Source organism: Geodermatophilus sp. SYSU D00698, from assembly GCF_054050335.1.
The window spans coordinates 1-12,760 of record NZ_JBJGZD010000018.1; the positions used below are offsets into that span (position 1 = coordinate 1).

The 12,760-nt window shown below is 76.0% G+C and carries 12 protein-coding genes; 5 read left to right on the forward strand and 7 right to left on the reverse strand.

Annotated elements, in window-relative coordinates:
* Window positions 1-129: 129 nt before the first annotated feature.
* The 3 genes from typA to ACI8AB_RS16140 form a co-directional block, all read right to left on the reverse strand.
* Window positions 130-2,019, reverse strand: a complete 1,890-nt coding sequence (gene typA / locus ACI8AB_RS16130; RefSeq protein ID WP_387986011.1) for a translational GTPase TypA — start codon at window positions 2,017-2,019, stop codon at window positions 130-132.
* 107 nt (window positions 2,020-2,126) lie between these two features.
* Complete coding sequence (locus ACI8AB_RS16135) at window positions 2,127-2,480, reverse strand: hypothetical protein (RefSeq protein WP_456950932.1); 354 nt, start codon at window positions 2,478-2,480, stop codon at window positions 2,127-2,129.
* Between the two features lie 176 nt (window positions 2,481-2,656).
* A complete protein-coding gene (locus ACI8AB_RS16140) occupies window positions 2,657-3,220 on the reverse strand; it encodes a YceI family protein (RefSeq protein WP_387986016.1) in 564 nt (187 codons plus the stop codon).
* A 90-nt stretch (window positions 3,221-3,310) separates the two neighbouring features.
* On the opposite strand from ACI8AB_RS16140, the gene ACI8AB_RS16145 reads away from it, so the two are divergent.
* From ACI8AB_RS16145 to ACI8AB_RS16155, 3 genes are all read left to right on the forward strand, one after another.
* Window positions 3,311-3,817 carry a MarR family winged helix-turn-helix transcriptional regulator gene (locus tag ACI8AB_RS16145; protein ID WP_456950933.1) on the forward strand — a complete coding sequence of 169 codons (507 nt, stop codon included), beginning with the start codon at window positions 3,311-3,313 and terminating at the stop codon, window positions 3,815-3,817.
* Between the two features lie 80 nt (window positions 3,818-3,897).
* A complete protein-coding gene (locus ACI8AB_RS16150; RefSeq protein ID WP_456950934.1) occupies window positions 3,898-5,085 on the forward strand; it encodes a sensor histidine kinase in 1,188 nt (395 codons plus the stop codon).
* Window positions 5,082-5,765, forward strand: a complete 684-nt coding sequence (locus ACI8AB_RS16155; protein WP_456950935.1) for a response regulator — start codon at window positions 5,082-5,084, stop codon at window positions 5,763-5,765. The genes ACI8AB_RS16150 and ACI8AB_RS16155 overlap by 4 nt, the downstream gene beginning before the upstream one ends.
* Window positions 5,766-5,803: 38 nt before the next feature.
* Here the strand turns inward: ACI8AB_RS16155 and ACI8AB_RS16160 are convergent, their stop codons facing one another.
* A complete protein-coding gene (locus ACI8AB_RS16160; protein ID WP_456950936.1) occupies window positions 5,804-6,061 on the reverse strand; it encodes a hypothetical protein in 258 nt (85 codons plus the stop codon).
* A gap of 338 nt (window positions 6,062-6,399) precedes the next feature.
* Here ACI8AB_RS16160 and ACI8AB_RS16165 point away from each other — a divergent pair, with 338 nt between their 5' ends.
* Together ACI8AB_RS16165 and ACI8AB_RS16170 are read left to right on the forward strand one after the other, a co-directional pair.
* Window positions 6,400-7,173, forward strand: coding sequence for an ABC transporter ATP-binding protein (locus tag ACI8AB_RS16165; RefSeq protein WP_456904009.1), 774 nt, complete (start codon window positions 6,400-6,402; stop codon window positions 7,171-7,173).
* Window positions 7,174-7,176: 3 nt separating this feature from the next.
* Window positions 7,177-9,651: an FtsX-like permease family protein gene (locus tag ACI8AB_RS16170; protein ID WP_456950937.1), complete on the forward strand. Its 2,475-nt coding sequence runs from the start codon at window positions 7,177-7,179 to the stop codon at window positions 9,649-9,651.
* A 19-nt stretch (window positions 9,652-9,670) separates the two neighbouring features.
* Here ACI8AB_RS16170 and ACI8AB_RS16175 read toward each other — a convergent pair whose 3' ends face one another.
* From ACI8AB_RS16175 to ACI8AB_RS16185, 3 genes are read right to left on the reverse strand one after another with little or no spacing between them, the layout of a single operon-like run.
* Complete coding sequence (locus tag ACI8AB_RS16175; protein WP_456950938.1) at window positions 9,671-10,555, reverse strand: enoyl-CoA hydratase-related protein; 885 nt, start codon at window positions 10,553-10,555, stop codon at window positions 9,671-9,673.
* Window positions 10,552-11,544 (reverse strand): acyl-CoA dehydrogenase family protein, encoded by a 993-nt coding sequence (locus tag ACI8AB_RS16180; RefSeq protein WP_456950939.1) that lies wholly within the window; start codon window positions 11,542-11,544, stop codon window positions 10,552-10,554. The genes ACI8AB_RS16175 and ACI8AB_RS16180 overlap by 4 nt, the downstream gene beginning before the upstream one ends.
* Window positions 11,541-12,758: an acyl-CoA dehydrogenase family protein gene (locus tag ACI8AB_RS16185; RefSeq protein ID WP_456950940.1), complete on the reverse strand. Its 1,218-nt coding sequence runs from the start codon at window positions 12,756-12,758 to the stop codon at window positions 11,541-11,543. The genes ACI8AB_RS16180 and ACI8AB_RS16185 overlap by 4 nt, the downstream gene beginning before the upstream one ends.
* Window positions 12,759-12,760 lie beyond the last annotated feature (2 nt).

Here is a 12,760-nt window from a genome sequence, read left to right on the forward strand (position 1 = left end):
AACCCGCCGGGTCACGAGCGTTTGACGCCAGCGCCGGGGCTGTGCCGCGCACCCCCGGAGGGCCCCCCGTCCGGCGGACGGGAGGGGGGCTCGGCGAGGCGTGCACCCCCGCGGGGGTGCACGGGTGGCTCACGCCTTGGGCTTGCGGTTCTTCGCCTTGCCGCGCTCGTTCTGGTCGAGGATGACCTTCCGCACGCGGACGGCGGCCGGCGTCACCTCGACGCACTCGTCCTCGGCACAGAACTCCAGCGCCTGCTCGAGGTTGAGGACCTTCGGCGGCACCAGGCGCTCGAGCTCCTCCGCGGTCGAGGACCGCATGTTGGTGAGCTTCTTCTCCTTGGTGATGTTGACGTCCATGTCGTCGGGCCGGGAGTTCTCCCCGACGATCATGCCCTCGTACACCTCGGTGCCCGGGGTGACCATCATCTGGCCGCGCTCCTGCAGCGAGAACATCGCGTACGACGTCGCCACGCCCTGCCGGTCGGCCACCAGCGAGCCGGTCGGGCGGGCGCGCATGTCGCCCATCCACGGCTCGTAGCCCTCGAGGTTGTGGTTGAGGACGCCGGTGCCGCGGGTCTCGGTGAGGAACTCGGTGCGGAACCCGATGAGGCCGCGCGAGGGCACGACGTACTCCATCCGCGCCCAGCCGGTGTCGTGGTGCACCAGGTTCTCCATGCGCCCGCGACGGGAGGCCAGCGCCTGGGTCAGCGTCCCGACGTACTCGCCCGGGGTGTCGATGGTGACCCGCTCGACCGGCTCGTGGAGCTTGCCGTCGATCTCCTTGGTGACCACCTGCGGGCGGCCGACGGTGAGCTCGAACTCCTCGCGGCGCAGCTGCTCGACGAGGATGGCCAGCGCCAGCTCGCCGCGGCCCTGCATCTCCCAGGTGTCGGGGCGCTCGGTGGGCAGCATGCGCACCGAGACGTTGCCGACCAGCTCCTGGTCGAGGCGGTTCTTGATCAGCCGGGCGGTGAGCTTCTTGCCGCTCCTGCCCGAGATCGGCGAGGTGTTGATGCCGATGGTGATCGAGATCGACGGCTCGTCGACGGTGAGGGGCGGCAGGGGCCGCGGGTCGTTCGGGTCGGCGAGGGTGTCGCCGATCATGACGTCCTCGATGCCGGCGATGGCGACGAGGTCGCCGGGGCCGGCGCTGTCGGCCGGGGTGCGGGTGAGGCCCTCGGTGACCAGCAGCTCGGTGATCTTGACGTTCTTGACGCTGCCGTCGGTGCGGCACCAGGCGACGGTCTGGCCGTTCTTCATCGTGCCGGAGTGGATGCGCAGCAGCGCCAGCCGGCCGAGGTAGGGCGAGGCGTCGAGGTTGGTGACCTGCGCGCGCAGCGGCTCCTCGGCGTCGTAGGTCGGCGCCGGGATGGTCTCCAGCAGCGTGGTGACCAGCGGCGCGAGGTCGGGGCTGTCGGGGCTGGTGCCGTCGGCGGGCCGGGTGAGCGACGCCCGTCCCTCCTTGCCGTTGCAGTAGACGATCGGGAACTCGAGGGCGTCGGTGTCCAGGCCGTTGTCCTCGAGCAGCTCCATGAACAGCTCGTAGGTCTCGTCGACGACCTCGGCGATGCGCGCGTCGGACCGGTCGGTCTTGTTGACCACCAGGATCACCGGCATCCCCTTGCCGAGCGCCTTGCGGAGCACGAAGCGGGTCTGCGGCAGCGGGCCCTCGGAGGAGTCCACGAGCAGCACGACGCCGTCGACCATCGACAGGCCGCGCTCGACCTCGCCGCCGAAGTCGGCGTGGCCGGGGGTGTCGACGATGTTCACCGTCACCGGGTTGCCGTTCTCGTCGGCCAGGCGGATGGCGGTGTTCTTGGCCAGGATGGTGATCCCGCGCTCGCGCTCGAGGTCCATCGAGTCCATGACGCGGTCCTGCGTCGTGTCGGCGTCGGTCCCCTCGCCCTTGGCGCGGCCGAGCGCACCGGCCTGGCGGAGGAGGGCGTCGACCAGGGTGGTCTTGCCGTGGTCGACGTGGGCGATGATCGCCACGTTGCGCAGGTCGTCGCGGGTGGGCATGCGGAAGGGCACCTCGGGGAGAGTCAGGGGGATCCCGCGGCGGCAGCGCTCGCGGTGCTCCGTACAACGGCCGCCGGGGTCGCGACCTTCCCACCCAGCTTAGGGGCTCAGCGCCCGGGGACCCCCGCCTGCGGCCGGTCCGCCACCGCGTACGTCACCCCTGCGGCGGCGATCGTGACCAGACTCACCGCCAGCCAGGCCGGCAACCCGGCGCCGAGGGCCAGCACGTGCGCCAGGACGAACGCGCCGACGTAGAGCGCGCCGAGCCCGAGGGCGGCCGCCACGCCGCGGCGCTGCACCCACAGCCAGGCCGCGCCCAGCCCCCCGGCGAGGAACACCGCCCCGCCCAGCGCCCGGACGCCGGTGCCCTGCGCGACGCCGAAGCCGGCCGCCAGCCCGACGGCGACGAGGACGGCGGAGGACAGCCGGGTGCGGGCGCGGGTCAGCACGGACGTCGTCATGCCCCCAGTGTCCCCGGAGGGGCACCGCACGATCAGGTGGGCTGATCGTGCGGCGTCCTGGCCGACCGTGGGAGGTGAGCCCGGACGCGCGGAGGCGAGCCCGGACGCACGGAGGTGGGTCCGGACGCGCGAGGGCCCCGGACGCGCGCTGTGCGTCCGGGGCCCTCGGGAGCGGATCAGGCGGTGCGGAGCACGGCCTCGATCTCGAGCTCGACGTCGATCTTGTCGCCGACGACGACGCCGCCGCCGTCCATCGGCATGTCGATGTCGACGCCGAAGGCCTTGCGGGAGATGGAGGTCTTGGCGCTGAAGCCGGCGCGGTAGCCGCCGTAGGCGTCGGGACCGAAGCCGTTGAGCTCGAGGGCCAGCGTGACCGGCTTGGTGATGCCCTTGATGGTCAGGTCGCCCTGGACGGTCCAGTCCTCGCCGTCGGCGACGACGCCGGTCGAGCGGAAGGTCATGACGGTGTGGTTGCCCACGTCGAAGAAGTCGGCGGAGCGGATGTGCGCGTCGCGCTGCTCCTGGCGGGTGTCGATCGAGTCCATGTCGATGGTGGCGGTCACCGAGGAGGCGGCCGGGTCCTCGGCGGTGACGATCTCGCCGGAGAACTCCGTGAAGTAGCCGCGGACCTTGCTCACCATCATGTGGCGGACGGAGAAGCCGACGGTGGAGTGGGTGGCGTCGATGTCCCAGGTGCCGGCGACGTAGCCGGGGATCTGGACGGCGGTGGTGCTGGTCATGGGAGGGACCTCTCGGTGGTTGAGCGTTTGAGCTTCCGCGGTCCACAGCGTAGTTGAGCGCTTGACTATTCCGCCAGTACCCTGACGGACATGACGACGCAGGTGTCACCCGGAGCGGGGGCTGCCGCCGGCCCGCCCGCCGGGGAGCCACGCTGGCTCGACGCCGAGGAGCAGAAGGCCTGGCGGGCCTGGCTCTACAGCACCCAGCTGCTCAACGACCGGCTCGACCGCGAGCTGATGCGGGCCACCGGCATCCCGCACGCCTACTACGAGATCCTCGTGCAGCTGTCGGAGACGCCCGGCCGGCAGATGCGGATGAGCGAGCTGGCCGACCGCTGCCTGTCCTCCCGCAGCCGGCTGTCGCACGCGGTGTCCCGGCTCGAGGAGCGGGGCTGGGTGCGCCGTCAGGTCTGCGCCGAGGACGGGCGCGGGCTGCTCGCCGTCCTCACCGACGAGGGCTTCGCCGCCCTGGAGGGCGCCGCGCCGATCCACGTCGAGGGCGTGCGGACCCACCTGTTCGACCAGCTCACCCCCGAGCAGGTCGCGGCGATGCGGGACATCGGCGAGACGCTGCTGCGCCACCTGAACGAGGACTGAGCACCTCCGCCCCCGGTCCGACGGGCGGGTCCTCCCCCGGGTGGACGACGGCGCGCGCCGTGCTGCCTAGATTCGGCGCGATGGACGAGCGGCCCCTCCTCGAGCGCCTGGTGGCGCGGCTGCGCGCGCACCCCTTCGAGGTCGACGCCGCGCTCGCCGCGCTCGTCGGGCTGGTCACCGTCGTCGCGCCCGCGCGGGCGTACTGGCCGTCCGAGGGCGTCGCGTTCGTCCTCGGCGTGCTGCTGGTCGCCCCGCTGGCCTGGCGCCGTCGCTCCCCGGTCCCCGCGGCCGCCGCCGTCACCGCCGTGGGGCTGCTCGAGCTGGTCGCGGGCACCGACTTCCTCGCCGCCAACGTCTCCGCGCTGCTCATGGTCTACGCGCTGGCCGCGTACGCGCCGCCGTGGGCCTCCCGGGCGGGGCTGGTCCTCGGGTTCACCGGCGCCGTCCTCGTGGCGCTGCGCTGGTACTCCTCGGACCTGCCCGACTCCCTGCTGGTCAGCGCCGGCTCGGTCAGCGTGTCCGTCGTCGCGGCCTGGGCCCTGGGCCGGGTGCGCCGCTCCCGGCTCGGTGAGCTCGCCGGCCTGGCCGAGCGCGCCCGGCTGCTGGAGATCGAGCGCGATCAGGAGATGCGGCTGGCCGCCACCGCCGAGCGGGCCCGGATCGCCCGCGAGATGCACGACGTCGTCGCGCACTCCCTGTCGGTGGTCATCGCGCAGGCCGACGGCGGCCGCTACGCCGGGAGGACCGATCCGGAGGTGGCCACCGGCGCGCTGGAGGCGATCGCCGCCACCGGCCGGCAGGCGCTCACCGACATGCGCGCCCTGCTCGGGGTCCTGCGCGACGGCGCTGCCGAGCAGTACGCCCCGCAGCCCGACGTCACCGCCGTCCCGGCCCTCGTCGACGACGTCCGGGCCAGCGGGCTCGACGTCGACCTGCTGGTGGAGGGCGAGCCGCGGCCCATGGCGGCCGGCCCGCAGCTGGCCGCCTACCGGATCGTGCAGGAGTCGCTGACCAATGTGCTCAAGCACGCCGGGCCCAGCGGCCGGGCGTGGGTGCGGCTGCACTGGCGCCCGGACTCCCTCGAGCTGTCGGTGCTCGACGACGGCCGCGGCGCGGCGGCGGCCCTGGCCGAGGGGGACGGGCACGGCCAGGGGCTGCGCGGCATGCACGAGCGGGCCCAGCTGCACCGCGGGCGGCTGGAGGCCGGCCCCCGCGCGGGTGGCGGCTGGCGGGTGCACGCGGTCCTGCCGCTGGGCGGCGCGCGGTGACCATCCGGGTGGTGCTGGTCGACGACCAGCAGATGGTCCGCGCCGGGTTCCGGATGGTCATCGACTCCCAGCCCGACCTGACCGTCGTCGGGGAGGCCGGCGACGGCGCCGCGGCCGTCGACCTGCTGCGGTCCACCCGGGCCGACGTCGTGCTGATGGACGTCCGCATGCCCGGCACCGACGGCATCGAGGCCACCCGGCAGGTGACCGCGCTGCCCGAGGCGCCGCGCGTGGTCGTGCTGACCACCTTCGACCTCGACGAGTACGTGGTGTCCGCGATCGGCGCCGGGGCCAGCGGCTTCCTGCTCAAGGACGCGCCGCCGGAGGAGATGCTCGCCGCCGTCCGCACCGTGCACGCCGGCGACTCGGTGATCGCGGCCAGCTCCACCCGCCGGCTGCTGCGGCACGTGGCGCCGATGCTGCGCGGGGCCGGGTCGGCGCCCGCGCCGGCGACCGAGCTGGCCGAGCTGACCCCGCGCGAACGCGAGGTGCTCGTGCAGATGGCGCTCGGCGCCACCAACACCGAGATCGCGCAGCGGCTGTTCGTCAGCGAGGCGACGGTGAAGACGCACGTCGGGCGGGTGCTGGCGAAGACCGGCTCGCGCGACCGCGTGCAGGCCGTCGTCCTCGCCTACCGGACCGGGCTGGTCTCCCCCGCCGACCTGCTCCGCGACGCCTGACCGCCTCCCCACCGGCTCGGGACCCCTCCCCCGCGCGCTCAGACCGACGTCGGAGTCAGGTCCAGCTCCATCTCGAAGTACTCGTTGCGGCTGTAGTCGCCGACCACGGACTCGACGAGGTCGCGGACCGCGTCCACCGAGGGGCCCTCCCAGACGCAGAGGGCGGTCGAGTGGTCCGGGGTCTCGGCGTGGACCGGCAGGCGGAAACCGTCCGGGAGGCCCGCTGCCAGTGCCTCCTGCTCGGCCTGCTCGAACGCGGCGGGGTCGGAGATGCGGTGGATGACGCCGACGTGCACGGAGATCGCCTCCCGTTCCGTGTCGCGACCGCCCGCCGACCCGGCGGGTCCACCACGCGCGGGGACGCTCCGCCGCCCGGCGCGCGCACCGACCGGCCTCCTCCAGCGCCTGGCCCGGCGGCCGTGGCGCCGATGGTGGCAGGGGTGCCCGGACGGGTGAAGGGGTGTGCGCGCCGCGGTGGACGACGCGGCGCCGCCGCGTCCTCCCGGGGGAGGACGGGCCTCCGCCCGGGGACGCAGCGGCGCGACGGCGGGAACCGCCCTCCGCTCCGACGCGGGAGGACGGCCGCGGCCGTGAGGGTCGTCGTCGTCCCAGAAGCGATCCGCGGAGGTCTCCCGTGTCCGTCCCCGTCATGACCGTCCCCGGCGAGCCGCCGGCGTCGGTGTCGTCCGCCGCCGTGCGCGCCACCGGCCTGACCAAGGTGCACGGCACCGGTGAGACGGCCGTGCGCGCACTGGCCGGCGTCGACGTCGCCTTCGGCCGCGGGGAGTTCACCGCGATCATGGGACCGTCCGGGTCGGGCAAGTCCACGCTCATGCACTGCCTGGCCGGCCTGGACACCGCCACGTCGGGACGGGTCTTCCTCGGCGACACCGAGCTGACCCGGCTGCGCGACGACGAGCTGACCCGGCTGCGCCGCGAGCGGATCGGCTTCGTCTTCCAGGCGTTCAACCTGCTGCCGGTGCTCGACGCACGCGAGAACGTCGTGCTGCCGATGCAGCTGGCCGGCCGCCGTCCCGACCCGGCCTGGTTCGACGCCGTGATCGCCCGCCTCGGCCTGCGCGAGCGGCTGCGGCACCGGCCCTCGGAGCTGTCCGGCGGCCAGCAGCAGCGGGTGGCCATCGCCCGGGCGCTGCTCCCCCGCCCCGACGTCGTGTTCGCCGACGAGCCGACCGGCAACCTCGACTCCCGCGCCGGCGCGGAGGTGCTCGACCTGCTGCGCAGCAGCGTCCGCGAGACCGGCCAGACCGTCGTCATGGTCACCCACGACCCGACCGCGGCCTCCTACGCCGACCGGGTCGTGCTGCTGGCCGACGGGCGGCTCGCCGGGGAGGTCGAGCGGCCCACCGCCGCGTCGGTGCTCGAGGCGCTGCGCGGGCTCGGGGGCTGACCGGTGCTCTCCACCACGCTCGCCGGCCTGCGCGCCCACCTGCCGCGGCTGGTCGCCTCCTGCCTGGCCGTCGTGCTCGCGGTGGCGTTCGTCGTCGCCACGCTCGTGCTCAACGAGACCACGCGCAGCACCGTGCTCACCGCCGCCGGCGCCCGCTACCTCGGCGCCGACGCCGTCGTCACCTCCGACGACGGCAGCTCCCTGCTCGACGACGTGCCCACCGTCACCGGCCTGGACGGCGTCCTCGCCGTGGCGCCGGAGTGGGAGACCTCGGTGCAGGCGGTCACCCCCGGCCGCACCGGGGCGCAGTACCTGCTGGTCGGGACGGTCGCCGACGACCCCGCGCTGCGCTGGCAGCGGCTGGCCGACGGCGCGCTCCCCGACCGGCCGGGCGAGGTCGCGGTCAGCGAGCGCGCCGGCGCGGACGTCGGCGACGTGCTGCAGGTGGCCGGGACCGCGCCGGACGGCACGCAGACCTCCACCCCCGTGACGGTCACCGGGGTGGTCGACCTCGGCGGCGACCCGGAGGCCGGCCTGTACGGGCGGGCCTGGGCCACCCCCGCACAGGTGCGGGCCTGGGGCGCGGTCGACCCGGCCGAGCTGCGGGTCGCCGGCGTCCCGGGCGCCGACGAGGAGGTCCTGGTCGCCGCGGTGCGCGAGGCGCTCGCCGGGCAGCCGCTGACCGTGCGCACCGGCACCGAGCAGGCCGAGCACCGCGCCGCGTCGATGCTCGGCAACGCCACCGCGCTGGCCGCCGTGCTCCTGGTGTTCGGCACCGTGGCGGTCGTCGTGGCGGGGCTGGTCATCGCCAACACCTTCGCCGTCCTGCTCGCCCAGCGGACCCGCGAGCTGGCCCTGCTGCGCTGCGTCGGCGCCACCGCCCGGCAGGTGCGCCGCGGCGTGCTGGCCGAGGCCGCGGTCACCGGGCTCGCCGCCTCGGCGGTCGGCGTCGCGGCCGGTGTCGGGCTCGCCGCCGTCGTCTCGGCGCTCGCCGGCGGCGTGGACTCCCCCGTGCCGCTGTCCGGGCTCGCGGTCCCGCTCACGGCGGTCCTCGCGGGGCCCGCCGTCGGCACGCTCACCACCCTGCTGGCCGCGCTCGCCCCGGCCCGCGCGGCGACCCGGGTGGCGCCGCTGGCCGCGCTGCGCCCGCTGGACCCCGCGCCCCTGCGCTCCCGCCCCGGCGTGCTGCGCCTGGTGCTCGGGCTGTCGCTGCTCGTGCCCGGGGCGGCGCTGCTCGCGCTGGGCGTGGTGGTGTCCACGGTGTTCGTCGCGCTGCCCGGCGGCGTGGCGAGCTTCCTCGGCGTCGTCCTGCTCGCCCAGCGCGGGGTGCCGCCGGTGGTCCGCGCGGCGGGCCGCCTGGTGTCCCGCGTGGGCGGGGTGCCGGCCCGGCTGGCCGCGGGCAACGCCACCCGCAACCCCCGGCGCACCGCGGCGACGGCCACCGCGCTGCTCATCGGCGTCACGCTGACCACCGCGATGGTGGTGGGCACCGCGTCCACCCGGGCGACGGCGACCGCCGGGCTGGCCGCCGCCTATCCCGCCGACGTCGTCGTCGAGGGGCTCGGCGGGGACCTGCCGCCGTCCCTGCTGGACCGGCTCGAGGCCCTCGACGGCGTCACCACCGGCACGGCGCTCACCCTCGCCCGGCCGGCCGGTCCCGACGGCGAGCCGTGGGAGGCCTACGGCGTGGACACCGCGACCGCCGTCCCGGCGCTGCGGTCGACGGCCGACCTGCGGCTGCCCCGGCCGGGCGAGGCGCTCGTCCCGCAGTGGCAGGCCGACTCCTGGTCGGTCGGCACGGGCGACCCGGTGGAGCTCTCCCTCGACGGGCGGACGGTGACGCTGCGCGCGGAGGTCGTGGACGGGGACGCCCCGCTGCTGCTCGCCGGCGCCGACCTCGCCGCCCTCGCCCCGGACGCCGCGGTCGGCCAGCTGTGGCTGCGGCTGGACGACGCCGACGCCGACGTGCAGTCCGCCGTCGTCGACACGGTGACCGACACCGTCGGCGCGGCCGCGACCGACGCCCAGGTGACGGGGGTGGTGAGCCTGCGCCAGCAGATGGACGAGGTGCTCGACGTGCTGCTGCTCGTGGTCACCGGCCTGCTGGGCGTCGCGGTGGTCATCGCGCTGATCGGCGTGGGCAACACCCTGGCGCTGTCGGTGGTGGAGCGCCGGCAGGAGAACGGCCTGCTGCGGGCGATGGGGCTGACCCGCGGCCAGCTGCGCGGGCTGCTCGCCTGGGAGGCGGTGCTGGTGTCGGGGGTGGCCGCGGTGCTCGGCGTCGTCCTCGGCGGGGTCTACGGGGTGACCGGGACCGCCTCGGTGCTCGGCACGGCCGGCGAGGTCGTGGTCGACGTCCCCTGGCTGCAGGTGGGCGCGATCGTCGTCGTCGCGACCGTCGCCGGGCTGCTGTCCTCGGTGCTGCCGGCCCGCCGCGCGGCCCGCACCGCCCCCGTCGCCGCCATCGCCGCCGTCTAGCCCGCGATCACGGTGGAGCTCAGGGGGCGACGTCGTCCGGGGGCTGCGGCCAGGGCGGGACGCCGGCCACCGGCCCCGCCCCCAGCGGCGTGGCGAACGCCGGCGCGCGCTTGGCGAGGAAGGCGGCCACGCCCTCGGCGGCGTCGGGACCGCGGCCGAGCTCGGCCAGGGCCCGCGACTCGATCCGGTGGGCGTCCCAGGGCGAGGGCGCCCCGAGCATCGACCACAGCATCTGCCGGGCCGCGGCGACCGCCACCCCGGAGGTGTTGTCGGCGATCTCCCGGGCCAGGTCGAGCGCGGCGGGCACCAGGTCGGCGTCGGGGACCACCCGGCTGACGAGCCCGCCGCGCAGCGCCTCCTCGGCGCCGAACACCCGGCCGGTGGCCACCCACTCCACCGCCCGGCTGATGCCGACCACCCGCGGCAGGAACCACGTCGACGCCGCCTCCGGCGTGATGCCGCGGCGGGCGAAGACGAAGCCGAAGCGGGCCGACCCCGCCGCGATCCGCACGTCCATCGGCAGCACCATCGTCGCGCCGATGCCGACCGCCGGGCCGTTGACCGCGGCGATCACCGGCTTGCGCAGCGCGGCGAACGGCAGCGACGCGACACCGCCCCAGTCCCGCGCGACGCCGTCGACGGTCCCCTGCACCGGCGGGTCCCCGCCCCGGTCGCGGTCGGCGAAGGTCCCCGAGCCCGCGCCCAGGTCGGCGCCGGCGCAGAAGGCCCGCCCCTCCCCGGTGACGACGACGACCCGCACCCCCTCGTCGGCGTCCGCGACGGCCGCGGCCCGGGCCAGCTCGGCGGCCATCACCGGCGTGAAGGCGTTGAGCCGGTCGGGCCGGGACAGGGTGATCGTCGCGACGCGGTCGGCGACCTCGTACCGGAGCTGCTGGAACGTCATCCCAGGGCGCCGGCCTCGGCGAGCCGGGCGACGGTGTCCAGGTGCTCGGCGGCGTCCCCGAGCAGCAGCCGGTCCACCTTGGCGCGGCGCCAGTACAGGTGCGCGTCGTGCTCCCAGGTGAACCCGATGCCGCCGTGGACCTGGATCGCCGTCTCGGTGGCCCGCTCGGCGACCTCGGCGGCGTAGGCCTTGGCGGCAGCCGCGGCCAGCGGGAGCTCGGCCGGCGAGGAGTCGGCCGCCCACGCCGCCCACCACACCAGCGAGCGCAGCTGGTCCACGCCCACCCAGGCGTCGACCAGCATGTGCTTGACCGCCTGGTAGGAGCCGATGACCCGGCCGAACGCCTCGCGCTGACGGGCGTACTCCACGGCCATCAGCACCGCGCGGTCGGCGGCGCCGAGGTCCTCGGCGGCCAGGACCGCCGCGCCCACCTGGCGGGCCCGCGCCCACAGCTGCCCGGCGTCCTCGGCGAGCACCCGGCGGGAGGTCATCCGCACCGAGGCGAGCCCGCGGGTGGCGTCCATCGGCCGGCCGGGGGTCACCTCGCCCTCGCCGACGACGAGCGCGCCGTCGTCGAGGCCGAGGAACAGCGTGGCGTCGGCGGCGTCCAGCGACGGCGCGGAGCCGGTGACCGGCCCGTCGAGGACGGCGAGCGCGGCCGACCCGTCGGCCAGCTGCGCGGCGAGGTCGGGCGCGGACTCCAGCAGCACCGCGGCGCGCGCGGCGGTGACCAGGGAGGGCCCGGCCAGCACGGCGCCGGCCTGCTCGGCGACGACGGCGAGGTCGAGCACGCTGCCGCCGGCGCCGCCCGCGGACTCCGGCACCGAGATGCCGAGGAAGCCGATGTCGGCCAGTGCCTTGCGCCCCGGGCCCGGGACGCCGGCGCCCTCGAGCGTCGCGCGGGCGGCGGCCGGGGTGACCGAGCCGGTGAAGAACTCGCGCGCGCCGGCGGCGGCCGCGCGCTGGTCGTCGGACAGGTCGAAGTTCACCGGGCACCTCCGGAGAACGGCGCGGTCTTGTCGGTGCGGGGTTCCGGCGGCAGGCCGAGCACCCGCTCGCCGAGGATGTTGCGCAGCACCTGGTCGGTGCCGCCGGCGATCGCGATGCCGGGCACGTAGGCCTGCGCGCGCTGCCAGGTGTCGTCGCCGTCGGCGGTGGCGCCGTACACGGCGTCGTCGCCGAGCAGCCGGACGCCGGCGTCGGCGACCAGCCGGGCCGCGGCGGTGCCGCCGAGCTTGCCGGCGCTGGCCTCCGGGCCGGGCACGCCGCCCTGGGACAGCGTGGTGAACCGCCGGTAACCGGTGTAGCGGGCGGCCAGCGAGGCGACCAGCGCCCGCCCGACCGCCTGCCGGGCCAGCGCCTGCCGCTCCGGGTCGAGCGCGGGCAGCCGGTCGCGGGCGTGCGCGGCCAGCGACTCCGGCGCCGGGCCGATGTCGCTGCCGGCGCCGCCGATCGCGACCCGCTCGTTCATCAGCGTGGTGAGCGCGACCCGCCAGCCCTCGCCGGGCTCGCCGAGCCGCTCGGCGTCGGGGATGCGGACGTCGTCGAAGAAGACCTCGTTGAAGTCCGCGCCGCCGCTCATCTGGCGCAGCGGCCGGACGGTCACGCCCGGCGCGTGCATGTCGACGACGAACATCGTCAGCCCGGCGTGCTTGGGCCGGGCCGGGTCGGTGCGGGTGAGCAGGATGCCGTGGTCGGCGACGTGCGCGAGCGTCGTCCAGACCTTCTGGCCGTTGACGACCCAGTCCTCGCCGTCGCGGACGGCCGAGGTGCGCAGTGCGGCGAGGTCCGAGCCGGAGCCGGGCTCGCTGAACAGCTGGCACCAGACGTCGTCGGCGCGCAGCAGCCGGGCCAGGTAGCGGGCGCGCTGGTCGTCGCTGCCGTGCGCGATGACCGTGGGCCCGCACATGCCGATGCCGATGTGGTTGATCAGCGTGGGCACCCGGGCGCGGGCGAGCTCCTGGGCCACGATCGCCTGCTGCACCAGCGTGCCGCCCTGCCCGCCGTACTCCCGCGGCCACGTGACGCCCACCAGCCCCGCCTCGGCCAGCACCCGCTGGGTGGCCCGCAGCTCCGCCTCGCGGGAGCGCGCGTCGACCGGCTCCCCCGGTGAGACGTGCAGCAGCTCGGACGCGTGCTCGTCGAGCACGGTGCGGACGTGCGCCCGGTAGGACGCCTCCTCGGGGGTGTCGTCGAAGTCCACCC

Bases quoted from the DNA above. Each gene is read 5' to 3' on its own strand.
- ACI8AB_RS16150 (WP_456950934.1), top strand. From the start codon at position 3,898: ATGGACGAGCGGCCCCTCCTCGAGCGCCTGGTGGCGCGGCTGCGCGCG.
- ACI8AB_RS16175 (WP_456950938.1), bottom strand. From the start codon at position 10,555: ATGACGTTCCAGCAGCTCCGGTACGAGGTCGCCGACCGCGTCGCGACG.
- ACI8AB_RS16135 (WP_456950932.1), bottom strand. From the start codon at position 2,480: ATGACGACGTCCGTGCTGACCCGCGCCCGCACCCGGCTGTCCTCCGCC.
- ACI8AB_RS16140 (WP_387986016.1), bottom strand. From the start codon at position 3,220: ATGACCAGCACCACCGCCGTCCAGATCCCCGGCTACGTCGCCGGCACC.
- typA (WP_387986011.1), bottom strand. From the start codon at position 2,019: ATGCCCACCCGCGACGACCTGCGCAACGTGGCGATCATCGCCCACGTC.
- ACI8AB_RS16145 (WP_456950933.1), top strand. From the start codon at position 3,311: ATGACGACGCAGGTGTCACCCGGAGCGGGGGCTGCCGCCGGCCCGCCC.